General features: G+C 53.8%; 20 protein-coding genes. 4 read left to right on the top strand and 16 right to left on the bottom strand.

From position 1 onward, the window contains the following. The first annotated feature begins 126 nt into the window (after positions 1–126). A complete protein-coding gene (locus tag VK70_RS07980) occupies positions 127–1,974 on the top strand; it encodes an Rqc2 family fibronectin-binding protein (protein WP_046723098.1) in 1,848 nt (615 codons plus the stop codon). Positions 1,975–2,118: 144 nt separating this feature from the next. Here VK70_RS07980 and VK70_RS07975 read toward each other — a convergent pair whose 3' ends face one another. The 11 genes from VK70_RS07975 to VK70_RS07925 form a co-directional block, all read right to left on the bottom strand. Beyond that, complete coding sequence (locus tag VK70_RS07975; RefSeq protein ID WP_025699144.1) at positions 2,119–2,988, bottom strand: PHP domain-containing protein; 870 nt, start codon at positions 2,986–2,988, stop codon at positions 2,119–2,121. Positions 2,989–3,007: 19 nt separating this feature from the next. Further along, positions 3,008–3,580 (bottom strand): GNAT family N-acetyltransferase, encoded by a 573-nt coding sequence (locus tag VK70_RS07970; protein ID WP_025699145.1) that lies wholly within the window; start codon positions 3,578–3,580, stop codon positions 3,008–3,010. Positions 3,581–3,620: 40 nt separating this feature from the next. Further along, complete coding sequence (locus tag VK70_RS07965) at positions 3,621–4,517, bottom strand: selenium metabolism-associated LysR family transcriptional regulator (RefSeq protein ID WP_025699147.1); 897 nt, start codon at positions 4,515–4,517, stop codon at positions 3,621–3,623. A 107-nt stretch (positions 4,518–4,624) separates the two neighbouring features. After that, complete coding sequence (locus tag VK70_RS07960) at positions 4,625–5,062, bottom strand: hypothetical protein (protein WP_025699149.1); 438 nt, start codon at positions 5,060–5,062, stop codon at positions 4,625–4,627. Positions 5,063–5,158: 96 nt separating this feature from the next. Further along, complete coding sequence (locus VK70_RS07955; RefSeq protein ID WP_025699151.1) at positions 5,159–6,124, bottom strand: GGDEF domain-containing protein; 966 nt, start codon at positions 6,122–6,124, stop codon at positions 5,159–5,161. Between the two features lie 349 nt (positions 6,125–6,473). Further along, entirely contained in the window at positions 6,474–6,737 is a 264-nt protein-coding gene (locus VK70_RS07950; RefSeq protein ID WP_025692128.1) for a YlbG family protein, read from the bottom strand. A 40-nt stretch (positions 6,738–6,777) separates the two neighbouring features. Beyond that, a complete protein-coding gene (locus VK70_RS07945) occupies positions 6,778–7,215 on the bottom strand; it encodes a YlbF/YmcA family competence regulator (RefSeq protein ID WP_025699153.1) in 438 nt (145 codons plus the stop codon). A 47-nt stretch (positions 7,216–7,262) separates the two neighbouring features. After that, complete coding sequence (locus VK70_RS07940) at positions 7,263–9,212, bottom strand: helicase-associated domain-containing protein (RefSeq protein ID WP_046723096.1); 1,950 nt, start codon at positions 9,210–9,212, stop codon at positions 7,263–7,265. Continuing rightward, the gene (locus VK70_RS07935) at positions 9,212–10,933 is read right to left on the bottom strand and encodes a DNA repair helicase XPB (RefSeq protein WP_233277787.1); all 1,722 of its coding nucleotides are present in this window, start codon (positions 10,931–10,933) and stop codon (positions 9,212–9,214) included. The genes VK70_RS07940 and VK70_RS07935 overlap by 1 nt, the downstream gene beginning before the upstream one ends. Before the next feature lie 99 nt (positions 10,934–11,032). Continuing rightward, positions 11,033–11,446 (bottom strand): CBS domain-containing protein, encoded by a 414-nt coding sequence (locus VK70_RS07930; RefSeq protein WP_081754925.1) that lies wholly within the window; start codon positions 11,444–11,446, stop codon positions 11,033–11,035. A gap of 134 nt (positions 11,447–11,580) precedes the next feature. Further along, a complete protein-coding gene (locus VK70_RS07925) occupies positions 11,581–12,762 on the bottom strand; it encodes an amidohydrolase (RefSeq protein WP_411431693.1) in 1,182 nt (393 codons plus the stop codon). A gap of 233 nt (positions 12,763–12,995) precedes the next feature. Here VK70_RS07925 and VK70_RS07920 point away from each other — a divergent pair, with 233 nt between their 5' ends. Beyond that, on the top strand, positions 12,996–13,343 hold the full coding sequence (locus VK70_RS07920) for a YugN family protein (protein WP_025697026.1): 348 nt from the start codon (positions 12,996–12,998) through the stop codon (positions 13,341–13,343). A 13-nt stretch (positions 13,344–13,356) separates the two neighbouring features. Then, complete coding sequence (gene ftsW, locus VK70_RS07915) at positions 13,357–14,577, top strand: putative lipid II flippase FtsW (protein WP_025697028.1); 1,221 nt, start codon at positions 13,357–13,359, stop codon at positions 14,575–14,577. Between the two features lie 161 nt (positions 14,578–14,738). Here ftsW and VK70_RS07910 read toward each other — a convergent pair whose 3' ends face one another. Next, positions 14,739–15,104 (bottom strand): Asp23/Gls24 family envelope stress response protein, encoded by a 366-nt coding sequence (locus VK70_RS07910; protein ID WP_025697030.1) that lies wholly within the window; start codon positions 15,102–15,104, stop codon positions 14,739–14,741. Between the two features lie 148 nt (positions 15,105–15,252). Here VK70_RS07910 and cax point away from each other — a divergent pair, with 148 nt between their 5' ends. Then, positions 15,253–16,323, top strand: coding sequence for a calcium/proton exchanger (gene cax / locus VK70_RS07905; protein WP_025697032.1), 1,071 nt, complete (start codon positions 15,253–15,255; stop codon positions 16,321–16,323). Between the two features lie 85 nt (positions 16,324–16,408). Here the strand turns inward: cax and VK70_RS07900 are convergent, their stop codons facing one another. The 4 genes from VK70_RS07900 to VK70_RS07885 all read right to left on the bottom strand — a co-directional run bounded on the left by VK70_RS07900 (position 16,409) and on the right by VK70_RS07885 (position 19,276). After that, on the bottom strand, positions 16,409–16,702 hold the full coding sequence (locus VK70_RS07900; RefSeq protein WP_025697034.1) for an Fpa/YlaN family protein: 294 nt from the start codon (positions 16,700–16,702) through the stop codon (positions 16,409–16,411). 147 nt (positions 16,703–16,849) lie between these two features. Further along, positions 16,850–17,113, bottom strand: a complete 264-nt coding sequence (locus tag VK70_RS07895; RefSeq protein ID WP_025697036.1) for an HPr family phosphocarrier protein — start codon at positions 17,111–17,113, stop codon at positions 16,850–16,852. A gap of 106 nt (positions 17,114–17,219) precedes the next feature. Next, entirely contained in the window at positions 17,220–18,335 is a 1,116-nt protein-coding gene (locus tag VK70_RS07890; protein ID WP_025697038.1) for an aminopeptidase, read from the bottom strand. Positions 18,336–18,433: 98 nt separating this feature from the next. Then, on the bottom strand, positions 18,434–19,276 hold the full coding sequence (locus tag VK70_RS07885) for a hypothetical protein (RefSeq protein WP_025697040.1): 843 nt from the start codon (positions 19,274–19,276) through the stop codon (positions 18,434–18,436). Between the last annotated feature and the right edge of the window lie 76 nt (positions 19,277–19,352).

Raw genomic sequence — 19,352 nt, 5'->3', positions numbered from 1 at the left:
GACCAATGTATTCGGGGTCGTCCCGAATTATCACCCGGGCTTATCCTGTTCATTTTGCGCAATACGGCAAAAGTATGGCATCATAGAGAGGAAAGAAATTTTACCAGCGACAGGAGAATTGGAATCATGGCACTAGACGGCATCGTGACCCGCGCCATTGCGGCTGAGCTTCAAGCTTGCATTGGCCAGCGGATCAGTAAAATATATCAGCCCGGCGATCACGACCTTGTATTTACACTTAGAGGCGCGGGCGGAGGCGGCAAGCTGCTCTTATCGGCAAATCCGACCTATCCGCGCCTGCATTTTACGGAAAGAAGCACCCTGAACCCGCCTGAGGCTCCGATGTTCTGCATGCTGATGCGCAAGCACTGCGAGGGAGGCGTAATCGAGGCCATTACCCAAGTGGGGATGGAGCGGATCATTCACATCGATATCCGGCAAAGGGATGAGCTGGGAGACGTGTCCGCCAAAAAAATAATCATCGAGCTTATGGGACGGCACAGCAATATCATCCTCACCGATGCTCTGGCCGGTACGATTATCGACGGCATCCATCATGTTACGCCCGCCATCAGCAGCTACCGGATCGTCATGCCCGGCTTTGCGTATACGCAGCCTCCAGAGCAGAACAAGCATAATCCGCTGGACATATCGCGGAACGGATTTTTGGAGTTGTACAACATTGCCGAGACCGGACCTGGAGAGCTAAATGATGAAGCGGATGCAGGAACGGAAGCGGAGCATCCGGAAAAAAGCAACCGAAAGCCGCCCTCCCAAGATCCCGCGGCCTGGATCGTTAATACCTTCAGCGGCATCAGTCCGCAGATTGCGCAGGAAATCGTTCTGCGCGCAAAGGAAGGCCAAAGCGCCGGAGAATCCGGCGCAGCTTCAGCGGACGCGAACCAAGCCGGTAAGCTGGCGGATGCCTTCGAATCCGTCATGGCACCTGTCAGAGAGAACCGGTTCGACCCGGTATCCGGCACGAATGCCAAGGGGAAGCTCGTGTTCTCGGCGGTCCCGCTAATGCTCCTGACCGGCAAGACGAAGCATTATGACACTATCAGCCGCTGTATGGAGGACTATTTCGGCGACAAGGCCGAGCGGGACACGGTCAAGCAGAAAGTAAGCGATCTGATCCGCTTCCTGACGAACGAGCGGAGCAAAAATGTCAAGAAGCTGGCCAATCTGAAGGCCGATCTTGAGGAAGCCGGCGACGCCGAGCAGTACCGAATCCGCGGCGAGCTGCTGTTCGCGTCGCTCCACACGTTGTCTAAGGGCGACAAGGAAGCGCGCCTGATCAATTATTATGATGAGAATCAGGCGGAGGTCGTTATCCCGCTTGATCCGCTGCTTACGCCGTCAGATAACGCACAGCGCTATTTTAAAAAATACAATAAATACAAAAACAGCCTGGCGGTCATCGAAGAGCAGCTTGAGAAGACGCATGAGGAAATTCGCTACATGGAGAGCCTGCTTCAGCAGCTGGATCACGCCTCCCTGAACGACATCGAGGAAATCCGGGATGAGCTTGTCGCCGGCGGGTATCTCCGGGACCGCAATAAAAAGGGCAAAAAGAAAAAGAAGCCAACCGGCCCGACGCTTCAGGTGTTTACTTCCTCGGAAAACCTGGAGATTTATGTAGGCAAGAACAACCTGCAAAATGAGTACCTGACGAACCGCCTTGCCGGATCGAATGATACATGGCTTCATACGAAGGATATTCCCGGCTCGCATGTCGTGATACGCGGCGAGAACTTCGGTGACGCCACCCTTAATGAGGCCGCGCAGCTGGCGGCATACTTCAGCCAAGCCAAGCAATCCAGCAGCGTGCCGGTGGACTGCACGCTGATCAGGCATGTGCGCAAACCAAGCGGCTCCAAGCCCGGCTTTGTCATTTATGATCATCAGCGGACCCTGTTCGTAACGCCGGATGAGGACATGATCAAACGCCTTCCTAGCACGCTGAAGAGCTGAGACTCATATGGAAAGCGGCGCATATACGAATCCATTTGATTAATCTGCTGTTGCCAGACACAATAAAGAAGCTTCCACCCGGCAGTCATGCCGTTTGGTGAAAGCTTCTTTATTTGCGTATATGGTGATATGGAATATGACCCTCTAAGCCTTTAGCCGTTCCAGCACTTCCGCTCCGACCGTGACGCTGCCGAGATCGCCGTGAAAGATCACGCCGCCCCTGGCGCCATGAAAATCCGAGCCTCCCGTAACAAGCAGGCCATACTCCCGCGCCATTTCAACGTAGCGGTCCACATCTTCGGGGCCGTGATCGGAATGATAAGCCTCGACACCGGTGAACCCCCCGCCCTCAAGAATGCCGCACACCAATTCATCGTCGCCATAGAGCCCGGGATGCGCGAGCACCGCCTTCCCTTTCGCTTCGGCGATCCAGACGCATGCTTCCCCGGGAGAGATACGCGGCGGCGAGACAAAGGCCGCGGCTCCCTCGGCCAAATACTTATTGAATGCGTCACGCATGTCGATTGCTGCTCCGAGCCGCACCAGTTCGTCCGCGATATGTGGCCTGCCGACGCTCTCATCCGGCCTTAGCTCCCGGCCAATCCCGCGAATAACCCCCTCCATCGTAATTTCGATGCCCAGTCCCCGCAGCCGTTCGATGATGGCTTCATTCCTCGCGGCGCGGGTCTCCTGCAGCGCAGCCAGCCGCTTTAGAAACAGCTCATCCCGATAATCGACATAATATCCCAAAATATGGATGTCTTTACCGCCGTCACGGGTGCTGATCTCAACGCCGGGAACGACGGTAATGCCATACTGTTCCCCGGCCGCCAGCGCTTCAGCTATCCCTGCCACCGTATCATGATCCGTAATGGCGACCGCAGCCAGGCCTTTCTCCTTGGCCAGACGCACATTTTCAGCCGGAGGCTGCATGCCGTCGGACGCAAGGGTATGCGTATGCAGGTCACAGCGTCCGGTTGGCGCGGCCCCGGCATCCCGAAATTCTTTTTCCATGCCGCTTATCCCTCCCCTTTCATCCGAAGTTCTTCATTTCTTCCCATTCCTCGCGCAGAATCCCCATCTTGATCGCATCATAATATTGTCCTTGGACAATCCGCGCCTTGCGGACACGGGCTTCCTTCACCATTCCGCATCTGGCGGCAAGCCGCATCATCCGTTCATTGCCGGACCATGTGCCGATGCCAAGACGGACAGTATCCAGATTTGTAAATAAATAATCCATCCACATTTGAAAGGCTTCGGTACCGTAACCGCCTGACCAATAGCTTGAGTCATAAATCACAATGCCGATCTCAAACCAGTTCGTAACTTCTGACACCCAGTACCTGCCGACCTTTCCCTTCACTTCGCCGCCAATCTCGATAATCAGACAGGAACGTGTCTTATCGGTCGTGACCGTCTCCAGAGCCGTCCTATGCTGCTCCAGAAAATGTTCATAGGTAATAGGCTCCAGCGGCTGATAGGGATCATTCCAGTTCAGATGCTCCCGGTCGGGCGATTTAAAATAATGATAATACAGCTTCGGAATATCGGCCTCTGTGATATCGCGCAGAACAACCTTTTTTCCCGCCAAAAAATCCGTCATCCCACTCTCCCCCAATTTTCATTATCCCAGTCCATACTTCCTAGTCCTCTGCGTGCTGCCGCAGAAAAGTCAGGAACGTGACCGCGTGAATCGGCAGCAGCGTCGATTTCTGATGAATTGCGTAAAACTGCCGCTTGAACGAAGCGTCTGAGATATTCACGATCTTCAGCAGACCGAGGGCGACTTCATGCCGCACTGTAGATGGAGACAGCATCGTTATACCGAGCCCCGCCTCTACCGCCGATTTGACGGCCCCCGTACTGCCAAGCTCCATGACAACCTGCAATTCGTCCAGATCCATCCCCTTGGACAGAAGCTGCTCTTCCATCACGCGGCGTGTCCCGGACCCCTGCTCGCGCAGCACGAACGGAAACCTTAGCGCCTCCTCAAGCAGCACTTCGCTTCTCCCGGCCAGCTCATGGCCACCTGGCACAATCAGCTTCAGCTCGTCCTCCATCACCGGCTCGATCACCATATCCGGGTGGGTGACCTCCGCTTCAATCAGTCCGAAATTAAGCTGGTGCTTCGTGATTTCTTCCATGATTTGCGTCGTGTTCATGATCTTCAGCATCACGGAAATATTCGGATACGCCTGGCCAAAAGGCGCCAGCAGCCGGGGCAGCACGTATTCCCCGATCGTCAGGCTTGATCCAAGCAGCAGCCGCCCTTCGAGCATATGCGTATAGGCCGCCATCGCCTGATCGGTCTGCCGCATCAGCTCCATGCTGCGCAGCGCAAACGGAAGCAGCGTCCTTCCCGCATCGGAAAGCATAATTTTCTTGGTAGAACGGTTGAACAGCTTCGTCCCGAAATAATCCTCCAGCGCCTGAACCTGCATCGTCACAGCCGGTTGCGTCATATGCAGCGCCTGGGCCGCAGCGGAGAAGCTTCCTTTTTCGGATACCGTATAAAAAATGTGCAGCTGGTGAAAATTCATGCTCGTACACTCCTATTATCACTAAGACTTATGTTCATCGAGCTCTCAGATTTCAAAAAGACATGCGGCTCAGCCGCATGCCTCTTCGCCTTATGGTTTACTTTCTGCTACCGCCTCTTCCGGCCGCTCTGCATGAGAGTTATCCGCCGTGAACTTTGCTGCCGGGCATAATAAGTCTTCAGATCCCGAAGATCAATATTTTCCGACATTTTTCCGAGAAACGAAACGACGATCAGCTTGTAGAGCGGATTCCCGTAAAGATCGGACTCGTCCGGAATTTCCACAATGCGCGCCGCCATCACCAGATCATTATCAACTACATACATTTCCGGCTCCGCCGGAGAATGCGCCCGCACCCTTTTTTGCTTAAGACACTGCCACAGCCAGTAAGCGGCATCTTTGCCGGGCTGTCCGTCGCTTTGGCCCCGTCCCTCATAACGGCTTCTTGCATGGGCTGTGATCACAAGGTCGGCGATTCTGTACTCATTCAGCATAACATAGAACGGCTCGTGAGCGCCCCAGCTGCCAGTCTTATTATCGCGCATAGTTATCACACTCCAACCATAAAGGGTCTTGGCGCGCATGTATTGATGTCATCTTACCACCACAGGAGCGGGATATACAAGTTTGACCCTTAGGAGCTATACATAAGCCCGGGGCTCCAAATGACTGTCGTCGATCAGACAGCTGCCCTTGTGCAGCTTGCATCTTTTTTTCAGGCTTGCAGCTTCAGCAGCAATCTCTTCTATTAAATTGAAGCTGCGAAAGCGGTTAGTTACAACGGCAACCGATAGCGACACGAGCGGGATTTCTTCCATTTTTCCAGAGCGGTTCTCGGCCAGCACAGACTGTCTCATAAAATGCGCCTCGGAGTAGAAGCCTCTGATCGTCTCATCGAACGCGCGCAGAACCGACCGGCAGGAGTCTCCATAATGATGATGATCCAGAACGACGATAAAATCGTCGCCCCCAATATGTCCGACAAGTCCTCCCGTGGGACCCATGCCGTTTTTGATCAGATCCGCCGTCCACTGAAGCAGCCGGTCTCCTTCTTTGAACCCATATGTATCGTTATAAGCTTTGAAATTATCTAGGTCAAAATAAAGCACGCTGTAGTGCTCCTGTCCCAGCGCCCCCTTTAACCACTCGCTAATACTCACATTTCCTGGAAGTCCGGTAAGTGGATTCATAAAACTTGCTGTCTCGGCTTGAATTTCGGCAAAATGGAGCAGCAAATCCCTGACGCTGACCGCGCCGTACAGTTGACCGCCGCAAGTGACCACCACATCGTCATACAGTTTCTCTTTGTCACGTCCCATTGCCAGCTTGCTGACTTCAGTAATGGGGCAATCATAGTCAACCACCAAAGGATCAGGGTCCATAATGAGCTGTACAGGTCTTTCCATATACAGCGTGTAGCCATATAAGGTCCCGATTCTCTGGTAAAATCTCACTCTCATAATCAGAGCAATCGGGTAATCATTCTCCGTTACAGCCACCCCATGAAGCGTGGGATTTTCCTTGAAAATCCGGTCTACACGCTCACATCGGGTTCCGGGAGCGATACTCGGAATCACCTGGCTTATTTCTCCAACTTTATTCTGCATCAACCTAAGCTCCTTTCCAAGAAGAAGCGGCTGACCGATCCAGTTGCAGAAGGGTTCGCTTCCCGTAGAATATTGGGCTATTCACAATCAGGAATATAGTGACGCCTGCTTAGTCTTCGCCGCCAATTCGCAGCTGTTGTCCGCTTCATCAAGTCACTTTATTATTTTATAATAGGACTATACTATTAACTGTCAGTAAAATCCGGGAATATTTTCCCAAAGAATAATTCGTATAAGTTTAATTATTAAGAACCAAGTCCCGTTACAAAAAAAAGGAAGAGGTCCGAAGGGGACTTTCTTCCTTTTTGGTTAAAGAGAGTATGCTATCTGCCTGAAGAGCAGCTATGGCTTATAGTCCGTAATAGCGGGTCTTGTCCGGTTCGCTGCCGGAGTACTCCGTCTTCAGCTCATTCCGGTATGAACGCTCGATCTTGCGAACGTAAGACAGTCTGCGCACGTTCTTCATAATTTCCTCCGCACGATCCGCATTTACGTACATGACCGCGTAATGCATTTTCCGTGAAATGTAATGCAGGGTGCCGTATTTCTCCAAATTGCGCGCAGCTTTTACGTCGCTGACCCAAATGATATAACCTGTGCGTTCCGCAATCATGCGCTACTCCGCCTTTCTGTATTGGGCTTCCTTTGGCGGATCAGCCGCAGGAGCATTTGCCTCCGCTGCCGCAGCCGCCTTTAGGCAAAGGATCATTGCCGGGAACCTTGATGTTGTCCGAAACCGCATAGGCAATCGTCTCCGACATGGAATGGAGCATATCGTCCAGCGCCTTCTCCGCCAGCTTGAAGCGGGCAACCTCCTCGAATTCATCCAATTCGGCCTCCACCGCCCCAACCTCTTCCTTGGCTGCATGATAATTCGGATGGAAGTGGCCGAAACGCTCGGTTTCCTCGAAAAGTTCTTTCTTGCTCCGAAGCTTTCCGACCAAGTTCTGGATATCAGAATTGGCGGCAACCCGTCCCTTCCAGTATAAATAATCCGCTACTTCAGCGGATTGGTTAATCATATCGCCCAATTCATAGGCGCCCGTCAGCACTTCGGCCATATCGACCGTATTATATTCCGCTACGCTCATGAATTTCATCTCGACTTCCGTAATGGGTGTTCCACTATTCGGGTGGACTATCCCATCATACCACAACCGCCGCCCGGAGCAGAAGGGGGAACGGCGGGAAATGAGGGAACGACGAGCTGAATCTTGTCCCAGTCCTCATCGGAAAGCTCCCGTTCTTGCGAAGTCTCGCCGGATTCGCCGAGTAAATATCCGGATACCTTCCACGCTCCCGGCAAAATGCGGGAGGGAATAAATTCACATGTCTGTTCTTCCATGGTTAGCCTTACCTTCGTCCCCCATTTCATGGCTTGTTCCATAATCAGACGGGCAGTTGAAGCGTGGTATCGGCGCCTTTCTTTGATCCACATGGACGGCACATCCGCCGAATCCGGCCATAGCTCCTTGGGTGACGCTAGCGTCGGCGGCATCTCCGGCGGCAGGGCGGCGGCATAATCATCGCCGCGCCACAGCCCTGCGGCGGGATCGGACGGCAGCGTAAATTGGAGGCCAGGTTCGCTCTCCCCGGATGGGGGGCTGCTTAGACGAAACAATCCATCAGCGCTCTTCGCTTCATCGCTTCGGCTGGGCAGCCCTTCCAGCGGAGCCATACCGGCTGAAGCGAGCTCCTTGCGGACCAGGTTAGCCTGGTCGCGGCTCACCCCGAAATGGCGGGGGCCGAGCCTTTCCAGGCTGCCCAGCAGCCGGGGATGCCCGGCAATTAAATCGGCATCCTGCTCGTTTCTGCAGGAGAGCACCAGCGTCTCTGCAAGCGCCGTACGGCCGATATCGCGGCTCCATTGGCCGAGTACGGCTCTGACCTCGCCAGGCAGACCGTGATCCGCGCATCGGTCCAGCCAGGCTATGATCTCTTGCGGAGACATCCCTCTGCCGGATGCCCGCTCCAGCCGCTCCCTGGTTAGCCTGAAGCTCCACATGCCATCGCACTGATCCAGCTCAGCGAAGCACGCCAGACTCCAGCGAAGGCTATATGATGTCTCCTCCGGTACGAGCACCTCAAGATCCGGCTGTACGATAATCCGCTCCGCAGCTTGACCCGCCTTCTTTATAGGCTGCTCCGCCTGCGGCTTCACGGAAGTCCAGCGGAAGCAAGGACTTCCTTCAGCGGTGACGCCGGCTTCGCACCAGCCGAATCCGGCAAGGCCGTTCAGCCATGCGACGGACGCCTCCATAAGCGCGGCTCTATCCCCGGGCGCTGACAGCCCTTGGGCCTCCATCCAGCCGACCGTATCCTTCAGTGAATACCATCGTCCCGGAAGATATGCCGGGCGAGCGATCAGACAGCGGAAATGCCGGTCGGCGGCCGTCCGGCGGCCGTATCGCCGGGAGACTGCGCTCAGAAGCAGCGCAAACATCTCGCTGTCATCGAGGCGCAGCCAATTCTCCACCGAGGGGGCCGCGAGCGAATAAGCCTGCTGACCCCGTTCAAGCAGCCCCAGATGAAGCAGCAGATCCATAGCCAAGATTGCAGGGAGAGGATAGTCTTCCGGATAAGGCGAGCGCAGGCCCAGCCCCTGTAAATGCCGCTCGTTCAGCTGAAGCTTAGCGGCGAGCAAGTTAACATATTTTTTATGGACGGCCCCTTTGGCGGTCAGAGGCAGTCCTTCCTCCGCCGCAAACAGCAGTGCGCGGAACAGTTCTCCCGCGAGCCCCGGGTCCGCCTGGGCGGACAAATGAATCCCGTCTGAACTCAAGGTAGGAGGAGTTATAGGGAAAAAGTGATTCTGCGCAGTCTCCCATCTTCCAGACGGAATATAGAATATTCTCTCCCCCCCGATTTTCCGCACCGCTGCGAGCCATCCCTCCCGCCAAAGCTCCGAAAGCGCCAATCTGAATTCGGCGCGGGTCATTTCAGACGGACGAAGCGAATCTTCCCTTCCTTCCTGAAACGGATGGTCCGCGTGCGCCGCGCAGATTCGTTTCAGCACGCTGCATGCATCGCCGGACAGCCTCTGAAGCTCCGCATCTCCACCGCTGATTCCTCGGTCATTCATCGTCATTATGATCCTGAAGCCTCCTCTTGGCGCGGGTTCCCGCATTTCGGTTCTTCAAACCTTGCCAAAGTTTCTTCGCCGAAATTAGGCATCACGGTATACTCATAGCCCTGCTCCGTCAAAAACAGCCGCCGCCTGAGCGCGAACTCCTGCTCTCTGCTGTCTTCCGTTACCAGCGTATAGAAATAAGCCCGGTTGTCTCCCCGCTTCGGGCGCAGCACCCGGCCCAGCCGCTGCGCTTCCTCCTGACGGGAGCCGAACGCGCCCGACACCTCGATGGCAACCGAGGCATCCGGAAGGTTGACCGCAAAGTTGGCAACCTTGGATACGATCAGTACCGGCAAAATGCCTTCATTGAATGCATTGTACAATTTAGCCCGCTCCTGCTGCGGTGTCTTCCCGGTAATGACCGGCGCTCCGACGACTGCAGCCAGCTCCGCAAGCTGGTCAAGATACTGGCCGATGACCAGGATGGACGCTCCTTTGTGTGCCTTGATGATCTTCGCCGCCATTTCCGCTTTGACGGGATTGACTGAAGCGAGACGAAACTTTTCTTTGGCCGTTCCGTACAGATACTGCTTCTTCAGCTCCGGTTCCATCGGAACCGGAACCTCCAGACACTGTACGGCGGCGATCCAACCCCGGCGCTCCAGCGTCTTCCAGGGGCAGTCATAGATTTTGGGACCAATCAGGGAGAAAACATCTCCCTCCCGCCCGTCTTCCCTGACCAGTGTAGCGGTAAGGCCGAGACGGCGTGTAGCCTGAATTTCGGCTGTTGCCCGAAAGACCGGAGCGGGAAGCAGATGCACTTCATCGTACACGATCAGCCCCCAATTCCGTTCGTTGAAGAGCCCCATATGCTTAAACCCTTCGCTTTTGGAAACGCGGTGCGTCAGCATTTGATAGGTCGCGACCGTAACCGGCCGCACCTGCCGCCGTTCGCCGGTATATTCACCGATAGATTCGGGAGCCAGATTGGTCCGCATCTTCAGCTCCTCGGTCCACTGGCGAACCGAGGTCGCATTGGACGTAAGGATCAGCGTCTCGCATTGTGAAGCCTCCAGCACGGCCAGACCGACGATGGTCTTGCCCGCGCCGCAGGGCAGAACGATAATCCCGCTGCCGCCGAAAGCCTCGAACCGTTGAGCCGCTTCCCGCTGGTAATCCCTCAACTGGAAGGAAGCATCGGCTTTCTTCCAGCTGATATCCAGCGCTTCGCCCTGATGGTACCCGGCGCTGTCCAGCACCGGGTATCCGGCCCGGGCCAGCTCCTGCTTCAGCATTCCCCGGCAGGCTGCGCTACCGGTCATTTCAAGCGGACCCGTTCTGTGAAACCCGCAGGCGGCTGCGACCGCTCCCACCTCCGGCTCATTCAGAAGCTCTTCGCTGTCGCCGCGCAGCAGCAGCCTCTCCGCTCCATCTGCCGAATGTAATGTAAGTCTCCCATATCTCGACATCAGCAGCTTCATTTCTTCCGCAAGCCCGGAAGGCAGCCCGCGCCCGGACAGCTGTTCAAGGCATTCCGCGATTCCGTCCGCCGAGGCTCCCAGCGCGGCCGCATTCCACAGCGACAGCGGAGTTATCCGATATGTATGATAAAGCGGAGGACTCTTGACCAGCTCCGCGAACATCGGCAGACGGTCCCGGGCCGCTTCGAACTCCGGGTGGCTGCAATCCAGCAGTACTGTCCGGTCTCTGCGCACTAGACAAGGACCCTTATTAATCACATCCATCTCCTTCTTGCAAATCCTTTCTTCTCTATTTTGCTGCAATAGGAAAAAGCCCATCCCGGCAACCCGGGAATGAGCTCATAGATAAGAACAGTTCTAGTGCAGGCCATGCTGCTCGGATATATCGGACAGCGCGGCTCCGGCATTATCGGCAAAAATATTGCGCACAGCCAAATCGCCGAGGGACACGACTCCGATCAGCTTCTTGCCGTCCGTTACCGGCAGGCGGCGGATTTGCTGCGAAGCCATCAATTCGGCGGCTTCATCGACTGACGTGGATTGCGAAGCACAGCGAATCCCTGTAGTCATTACTCTCTCCACCGATGTCGATCCCGAATGCTTCTCGGCATATCCGCGGATGACAAGGTCGCGGTCGGTAACGACGCCGATGAGCGTATTGCCGTCGGAAAAATCAACGACAGGAATAAATCCGGTGTCATTATCTCGCATTTTGACGGCCGCTTCATAAATATTGTCCTGCAGGGTCACCGTAACCGGCTGGGTGGTCATAACTTCCTGAACTGTTTTCTTCAATGAAGAACCCTCCTTTCGCTTTACGGATGACACAGCCGACAGCCGGCGATAAACGCCGAAGGCGCATTGGCATCCGTATTACGTAAATAGGTTCTCCGGTTACCGTAAAATTATTCGGCCGCCGCTTCGTTTAGACAGGAATCCGTCATGGCGACCAGCAGCTTAAGTCCGTGCAGCATCGCTTCTTCGTCGAAATCGAATTTCGCGTGATGATGCGGATATGACGCGTTCTTCTCGGGATTTCCAGCCCCCACGAACATGAAACACCCGGGAATCTCATTTACATAATAGGCAAAATCCTCGGCCGGCATCTGCTTCTCGATCCGTTCAACCCGTACCGAACTGCCCAGCGCCGCAGGCGCTTCCCGGAAAAAGCGGGCCGCCTCCCCTTCATCATTAACAAGCGGCGGATAGCCCATTAAATAATCCAGCTTCGATTCCGCGCCGTAGGCCGCGGGAACGGATGCCACCATTTCTTCGATTCTGCGTCTCAGCAGCTCCCGGGTCTCCGTATTGTATGCCCGGACCGTTCCGGTAATCCGGCACCGTTCCGCAACAACATTTTGCGCATATCCGCCCTGAATGGTGCCTACGCTTAGGACGGCCGGTTGCAGCGGGTCAACGAAGCGGCTGATAATGCTGTGAAGCTGCGTGACGAGCGCCGCTCCCGCCGCAATGCTGTCGATCGTCCGGTGCGGCATGCCGGCATGTCCTCCCTTGCCGATAATATCGATAAAGAATTCGTCCGCCGACGCCATCAGCGGACCGGGCGCGCTTGCCACCGTTCCAACCGGCAGCGTCGTCCACAGATGCAGCCCGTACACGGCGTCGGCTCCTTCCAGCACCCCTTCGCCGATCAGGCCAAGCGCTCCGCCCGGGCATACCTCTTCTGCAGGCTGGAATAGGAACCGCACCTCGCCGCGCAGCTCATTCCTGCGGCTGCTGTAATAACTCGCTGCAGCCAGCAGGATGGAGGTGTGCCCGTCATGCCCGCAAGCATGCATCACGCCGGATTTTTTTGAAGCATAGTCGCATTCCTTCTCGTCCTGAATGGGCAGAGCGTCCATATCCGCCCGAAGGACTACCGTCTTTCCCGGCTGTACACCTTTTAATATTCCAATTACGCCATACCCAGACTCGCTTCTCCTCACTTCAATCCCGAAGCTTTCCAAATTCTCAGCCACAAAAGCCGATGTCTCCCGCTCCTGGTAAGACAGCTCGGGATGCTGATGCAAATAACGGCGCCACTCCACCATATCCGGCTGCAGCATTTCAATCGGTTTTTGCTCCATATTATCCATTCCCTTCGCCTAATCCGCTCCCCAAAAGAAGAATCGCCCGTAAGGGCTGTCCTTCCTGAAGCGGCAGTATTCTTTTATTGTATCAGAAATGGCAGAAACGGGGTATTCCATCCCGCTTTCAGTCTTGCATAGCCCTGTTAAACATAATATCATGAGGTAGAATACGGTATTGGGCCAAATGGTTACCTTTATTTGATTTATTTCATAAGGGGGTTGGCACGCCAATGATTTTTGAGAATACGGGGCTTATAGGGCTGCAAAGCGATCTTCAGTATCTGGACGAGAGCGCCGAAAAGGCTGGTTTCATCCGCTGGCAGTGGGAGTACTACCGGGCTACGTATGACTGTAAAATCGAAGACGCTGCTGGCGGCGGGGATTACTTTCTGCGGATCAACACTCGCGCTGTCGAGGGCAAACTGGAGAAGCCGGACGCGGTACTTGCGATTGAAGCCGTTTACCTGGGCAAAGCGACCTTTCCCCACGGTCTGGAATACGAGTCAACTGTTCCACAGTCTGTGCTGGACATTGCCGGAGAACGGATCATTGAATTAAAAACACTACTTGAGGCATGAATGGGATGAAGGAATGAAAGATAACGACAATCGCCCAAGAAAGGGCACACCCGATTTTCAACTATTAATTTTGACGCTGCTGCTCGTGGGATTCGGCCTCATTATGGTCTTCAGTTCAAGTTCAGCTCTCACTTTGGTCAGCGAGAAATTCGGTAACGACCCGCTGTATTTTGTGAAAAAGCAGATCATTTGGGTTCTGCTCGGAACGGTTGCCATGTTTGCGGCCATGAATATTCACTACAGCAAGTTCAAGAAGTGGTATGCGCCGCTGTTTGTTATTACGCTTATTCTGCTGCTGTTCGTAGCCTCCACCGAACGGATCAACGGGGCAAGCAGCTGGCTGAGCATTGGCAGACTCGGCATCCAGCCGACGGAGCTTGCCAAATTATCGATTATCCTGTATCTGGCCGCCCTGATTACCAAAAAAGGCGAACGCCTGCGTGATCTGCGGTCAGGTTATATACCGGTCATGGTCATCGTCGGTATCGTAGCGGGACTGATTATGCTTCAGCCCGATTTGGGCTCCTGCCTTATTCTCGTCGCCACAAGCGGACTGGTTATTTATGCCGGAGGAGCAAGCCTTAAGCATATCCTGGTGTCCATCGTACTGCTCGTATTGGGCGCGGGTCTGGTCATAGGCGGAAAAATGGTGATTGACTCGCTCTCTCCCCATTCGGAGCAGGCAGCGGTGAATCAGGATTACCGAAAAGGACGGATCGAAGCTTTTATCGACCCGACCCAGGACGCCGAAGGCGCAGGATTTAACATCATTCAATCGTTGACTGCGCTTGGACAGGGAGGCTTGGGCGGTTCCGGTATCGGCAAAGGCGTGCAAAAGCTGCACTATCTGCCATACCCGTATACGGATTTTATTTTTTCCGTCATCGGAGAGGAGCTCGGCTTTGCCGGCACGCTTCTGTTTCTGCTGGTTTATCTCTATTTTATCTGGCGAGGCATTCTCGTGGCGCTTAGGTGCAAGGACCCTTTCGGAACGTTGATCGGCATTGGTGTCATGGGACTTATCGCGATTCAGGCATTTGTCAATATCGGCGGGGTAACAAAGACCATTCCGCTGACTGGTGTTACGCTTCCATTTATCAGCTACGGCGGCTCTTCGCTTCTGGTCACGATGCTGTCGATGGGCATTATTCTTAATATTTCGCGGGAAAACTCCCGGCCAATAAAAGAAGAGCATACAAAGTCGGTCAGAATCACCAGTTCAGTCTCCCGCTAACGACCGCATACACAAGAAGAAACTGCTGCGCCGTCCTGTTAAGCGCGAAGCTTATACTTTCTTATATTTGAACAAAAGGGTGCTCCCTCATACCTGACGGTACGGAGGAGCACCCTTTTTTATGACTTACTTACGGAAACACACGCATTCACAGTATTTGCTTACGAAATTTCATCGTTCTTGAAAGCAACGCCTTCCACCTTGACATTCACTTCGACGACGCGCAGGCCTGTCATGCTCTCGATCGCTTCGCGGACGTTCTGCTGCAGCATCCGGCATACCTCGTGGATCGGCGTTTCGTACAGCACGATAATCCGCAAATCTACCGCCGCCTCCAGCTGCCCCACTTCCACGGTTACGCCTTTTTGCACGTTTTTACCGCTAAGACGCTTGGCCCAGCCCTCAGACAACCCTCCTGACATGGCTGCGATTCCTGGAGTCTCCAAGGCAGCCATACCGGCAATTTTTGAGACTACGTCATTAGAGATTCGTATATTTCCCATTTCCAGTTGAAGTTGTTCCGCCATGCCATTTTCCCTCCTACATTCGTTATCAATTATTGTAATTCCTAAACAGGCTAAAATGCAAATGAGTGATGCATGTTCGTTTACATACCGGAACAATTTGGGTATATTGAGTTACGTACATAATAAGAAGATTGGAGTGTGCTTTACTTTGAAGAAATGGATTTCTCCATCGCTGCTCGTTATCACCTTCGTACTTAGCGCCATCGGACATTACGCCAACTGGGATCATACGCTTCAATTCGTGCTGTCCGCCATCGCCGTTGTATTCGTAGCCGGATTTCTCGGCAGGGCCACGGAGAGCGTCGCCCATTACGCCGGTCAACGGCTGGGAGGCTTTCTTAACGCTACCTTCGGCAACGCCGCCGAACTGATTATCGCTTTTTTCCTTGTTAAAGAAGGGTTGTTCGACATGGTAAAAGCAAGTTTGGCCGGGTCCATTATCGGCAACCTGCTGCTTGTGCTGGGACTAAGCATCTTCGCGGGTGGCTTAAAGTACAAGGTGCAGAGTTTCAATGTTACACTTGCCGGGATGAACGGCTCGCTGATGATTGTGGGCGTAATTGCCTTGTTCGTTCCGGCCATGTTCCTGAATACCCATTCGATAACCGAAGGGGAGACGGATACGCTCAGCCTGGTTGTAGCCGGGGTCCTGATCATCGCCTATATCGCCTGGCTGCTCTTCTCGATGATTACGCATAAACAATATTTGGACGACGTTACCGAAGACAATGAGGAAGAGCTGCCGAACGAGCACACGCCCTCATGGTCAAGGGGCCAATCGATTCTGTACCTGATTCTCGCCACTGTAATGGTCGCTTTTGTCAGTGAATGGCTGGTTGGCACGCTCGAGAGCCTGACTGAACGCTTTGGACTCAGCGAGCTGTTCGTGGGCGCGTTCCTCGTTGCGATTATTGGTAATGCGGCGGAGCACAGCGCCGCCATCCTGCTCGCCATGAAGAACAAAATCGGCGCGGCTGTGGAAATCGCGGTCGGCAGCAGCCTGCAAATTGCCCTGTTCGTGGCGCCTGTGCTTATTTTCGCCAGCTACTTTATTGGCAATACGATGGACATTGTCTTTACCACGATTGAGCTGGTGGCGATCGCAGTAGCGGTCTTCATCGCCAGATCCATCACCCAGGACGGCGCGACCAACTGGTACGAAGGACTGCTGCTGCTTGGCGTATATGTTATCCTTGGCGTTTCCTTCTACCTCGTTTAACTCGCAGCACAAAAATCGCGCCTGGAATCCCAGGCGCGATTTGTTATTACGGGTTTGTCCGGTTGTGTAACGAAAAAGATCCGTTCTATTGTTTCGCCTTTTCGTTCAGCGCTTCATACAATACAGCCAGTTCCCGCTCCAGCTTGCTTACAATTTCTCTGCCCGTAAGCTCGGGCAGCAGGCCCGCTCTGACCGCAAAGTCGACCTCTCTGGAGAAGCCGTACATTTGGGTGTCCAGCACTTCCTCATAGAGAGGGCAGTATCGAGTAGCCAGATTCTCCATCTGCACTTCGATGAGCTTCTGAATCTTATCGGCATCTTCTTGCAGAAGAGTGACTGCTAAGGTATTTAATTGTTCCTGCAATTCCGACGAAGTCATGCATCTTCCCCCCCATGTCCAAATTTTACAGCTTCATCGCTATTATATTTAATATTAGTCGAAATTGGTTGCCAATACAAGAATACAGTTCTCCAGTCACTATAAAAAGCCCTGCCGAAAGCGGCAGAGCCTTTACTAAAACCGGTATTATTCCTCTACAACTGTAAATTTCAAGTCGTACTTGGCGAAGACTTCGCTCATCGCCTTCTTCGCCTCTTCGGCATCGCTTCCGTGTACGTGTAGTTCATAATTCTGACTGGATACCAGAGTTGTGAACAGACCCAGGATGCTTTTTACGTCAATGTACTTGTTGTCGGCCTGAAGGACGATCGAGGAAGCGAACTTACTCGCTGTTTGAGCAATTTCCACAATGGCTGCATTGTTACTGTTACTGTTACTGTTACTGGACATGTGAATCCCTCCGCAACTAAATTTAAGAAATTATATGCTGTATAAACAATTCCATGATACATTGAAGCCGCTTACCGGTGCAAGGATTTATCTAATATTTGTCCTTCTATTTCAATTGCTCCGGGTTAAGCGCTTCGAGTTCAGGAATGACGAACAGGCCGTCTTTACGGATCAGTCTGTCGTCAAAATAAATCTCCCCGCCGCCGTATTCCGGCCGCTGGATCAGCACAAGATCCCAATGAATGGAGGAACGGTTGCCATTGTCGGTCTCCTCGTAAGCTTGACCCGGCGTAAAATGAAGGCTGCCGGCGATTTTTTCATCGAACAGAATATCTTTCATCGGATGCAGAATGTAGGGGTTGAGGCCGATGGCGAACTCGCCGATATAGCGCGCACCTTCGTCCGAATCCAGAATCTCGTTAAGGCGGGCGGTATCGTTGCTGGTTGCTTCGACAATTTTGCCGTTTTCAAAAGTAAATTTGATGTTCTCTAACGTGACGCCGTTGTACAAGGTTGCCGCATTATAGCTGATCGTACCGTTAACCGAATCGCGCACAGGTGCGCTGTATACTTCCCCGTCCGGAATGTTTCTGTGACCCGAGCATTTCTGAGCGCCGATGCCTTTGATGGAGAAGGAAATATCCGTTCCCGGACCCGTGATCCGCACCTTGTCCGTCTTGCTCATGAGTTCCGCAAGCGGGTCCTGGGCTTTATCCATTTTGGCGTAATCCAGATTACAGACGTTGAAGTAGAAATCCTCAAAAGCTTCCGTGCTCGTATTGGCAAGCTGTGCCATGCTAGAGTTCGGATACCGCAGAACCACCCATTTCGTATGCTTCACCCGCTGCTCGCTATGTACCGGATGGAAATACAGCGAATTATACAGACGCATTTTCTCTTCCGGCACGTCGGACAAGTCGTTGACATTGTCGCCGGCGCGGATGCCGATATATGCCTGCATTTGCTTCATACGGTTCAAATCGATCTCAGCCCAAGTACGCAGACTTTCCTCAGTAGCCGTCAACAGCATGCTGCGCAGTACGGTTCGGTCGATCAGCTGCACGAACGCATGTCCACCGGCCTTCCCGATTTCCTCTACAATAGCTTTAACGAGATCGCGTTCGCTGCCGACCATTTCGACCAGCACATTCTCTCCCGGCTGCACGTTTACGGAATAGCCGACCAGATTTGCGGCCAATTTCTGAATTCGCGGATCTTTCATCTCTTGTTCTTCCTTCCTTTTTGGCAAAAATAAGCATGCTATCTTATTGTAGCACGACCGGAATGAAGCGGAAAGAGCGTCATCAAAGCGAGGGCTTTTTAACGGTATCCGTAAAAATCAACCCTGGAAACAAACGTTTCCCGGCGCGTTCTTCCGTCGGAAGAAAGGAAGGTAATCGTCCGCTGTCTGGACAAGCTTTTGGGTAGATTTCGCATTGCATCCACCTCCAGATGGTAAACGGTCGCCACCTTGGCATCCCGAAGCCTGCGCTGCAGTTCTCCGTCTTCCTGCTCCCACAGTCTCTCTAATGCCGAAACCCCGGCCGCCGTCCGGGCAACCGGGCTTTTTTCGCTTGCCGAAGACGTCCGGAGCGCGCTCATCTCCGCTTCGAGCTCGGCGGCTAGCTGATCATGGGCCTGCCGAGGGTCCAGTTCTATTCTCAGCAGCCGCACTTTTCCTCCCGCCCCAGCTTCTCTCGTCACCGTTTTATTCATTGTCTTCAATTCCTCAAGCTGCCGGATGGGGTTCAGTCCCGGGAGCGGACTGCCCCCTTGATCTTCGTTCAGAGGCACCACCCTCCATTGCCCGCCGCTCTTCTCCAGTCTGCTGTAAAGATTCGGCCCTGCCGCCTGCTGCGTCAGATCGCCCGGGAGTTCCTGAGACTTCGCCGAGTCGGGCAGCAGTTTATAAATCCGGAGCGATTTATGGTTGATCAGCTCCCCGCCGTAATATATCGATGCCTCCGGCAGCTGCCTGCCATCCACACGCAGCGCCGTCTCTCCCTCAAATGTCACCCCGTCGGTTCCCGTCATGCCGGCTAAAGCCAGATCCAGCAGCTCCCCGGCCGTCTTTCCGTTCTCCCTGCCGCAGCCTCCGGCCAGACCGCAGCAGCACAATGCCAGCAGCACCGTGAACGTCCTCTTCGCAAGCAGTATCATCATAGAGTCAAGACCCTCTTTTCACAGTTGTAGCTTTATCGTTTCCATGTTCAAGGAGCTTATGCAAAAAGACTCCCAA

The sequence above is a fragment of the Paenibacillus durus ATCC 35681 genome, from assembly GCF_000993825.1.
GTDB lineage: Bacteria > Bacillota > Bacilli > Paenibacillales > Paenibacillaceae > Paenibacillus_AQ > Paenibacillus_AQ durus_B.
The sequence above is the reverse complement of the archived record's forward strand: the minus strand, read 5'-3'. Positions and strand labels throughout refer to the sequence as shown.

Coding starts and splice junctions, on each gene's coding strand:
- VK70_RS07980 (WP_046723098.1), top strand. CDS start 127: ATGGCACTAGACGGCATCGTGACCCGCGCCATTGCGGCTGAGCTTCAA.
- VK70_RS07975 (WP_025699144.1), bottom strand. CDS start 2,988: ATGGAAAAAGAATTTCGGGATGCCGGGGCCGCGCCAACCGGACGCTGT.
- VK70_RS07970 (WP_025699145.1), bottom strand. CDS start 3,580: ATGACGGATTTTTTGGCGGGAAAAAAGGTTGTTCTGCGCGATATCACA.
- VK70_RS07965 (WP_025699147.1), bottom strand. CDS start 4,517: ATGAATTTTCACCAGCTGCACATTTTTTATACGGTATCCGAAAAAGGA.
- VK70_RS07960 (WP_025699149.1), bottom strand. CDS start 5,062: ATGCGCGATAATAAGACTGGCAGCTGGGGCGCTCACGAGCCGTTCTAT.
- VK70_RS07955 (WP_025699151.1), bottom strand. CDS start 6,124: ATGCAGAATAAAGTTGGAGAAATAAGCCAGGTGATTCCGAGTATCGCT.
- VK70_RS07950 (WP_025692128.1), bottom strand. CDS start 6,737: ATGATTGCGGAACGCACAGGTTATATCATTTGGGTCAGCGACGTAAAA.
- VK70_RS07945 (WP_025699153.1), bottom strand. CDS start 7,215: ATGAGCGTAGCGGAATATAATACGGTCGATATGGCCGAAGTGCTGACG.
- VK70_RS07940 (WP_046723096.1), bottom strand. CDS start 9,212: ATGACGATGAATGACCGAGGAATCAGCGGTGGAGATGCGGAGCTTCAG.
- VK70_RS07930 (WP_081754925.1), bottom strand. CDS start 11,446: ATGACCACCCAGCCGGTTACGGTGACCCTGCAGGACAATATTTATGAA.
- VK70_RS07925 (WP_411431693.1), bottom strand. CDS start 12,762: ATGGAGCAAAAACCGATTGAAATGCTGCAGCCGGATATGGTGGAGTGG.
- VK70_RS07920 (WP_025697026.1), top strand. CDS start 12,996: ATGATTTTTGAGAATACGGGGCTTATAGGGCTGCAAAGCGATCTTCAG.
- ftsW (WP_025697028.1), top strand. CDS start 13,357: ATGAAAGATAACGACAATCGCCCAAGAAAGGGCACACCCGATTTTCAA.
- VK70_RS07910 (WP_025697030.1), bottom strand. CDS start 15,104: ATGGCGGAACAACTTCAACTGGAAATGGGAAATATACGAATCTCTAAT.
- VK70_RS07900 (WP_025697034.1), bottom strand. CDS start 16,702: ATGACTTCGTCGGAATTGCAGGAACAATTAAATACCTTAGCAGTCACT.
- VK70_RS07895 (WP_025697036.1), bottom strand. CDS start 17,113: ATGTCCAGTAACAGTAACAGTAACAGTAACAATGCAGCCATTGTGGAA.
- VK70_RS07890 (WP_025697038.1), bottom strand. CDS start 18,335: ATGAAAGATCCGCGAATTCAGAAATTGGCCGCAAATCTGGTCGGCTAT.
- VK70_RS07885 (WP_025697040.1), bottom strand. CDS start 19,276: ATGATGATACTGCTTGCGAAGAGGACGTTCACGGTGCTGCTGGCATTG.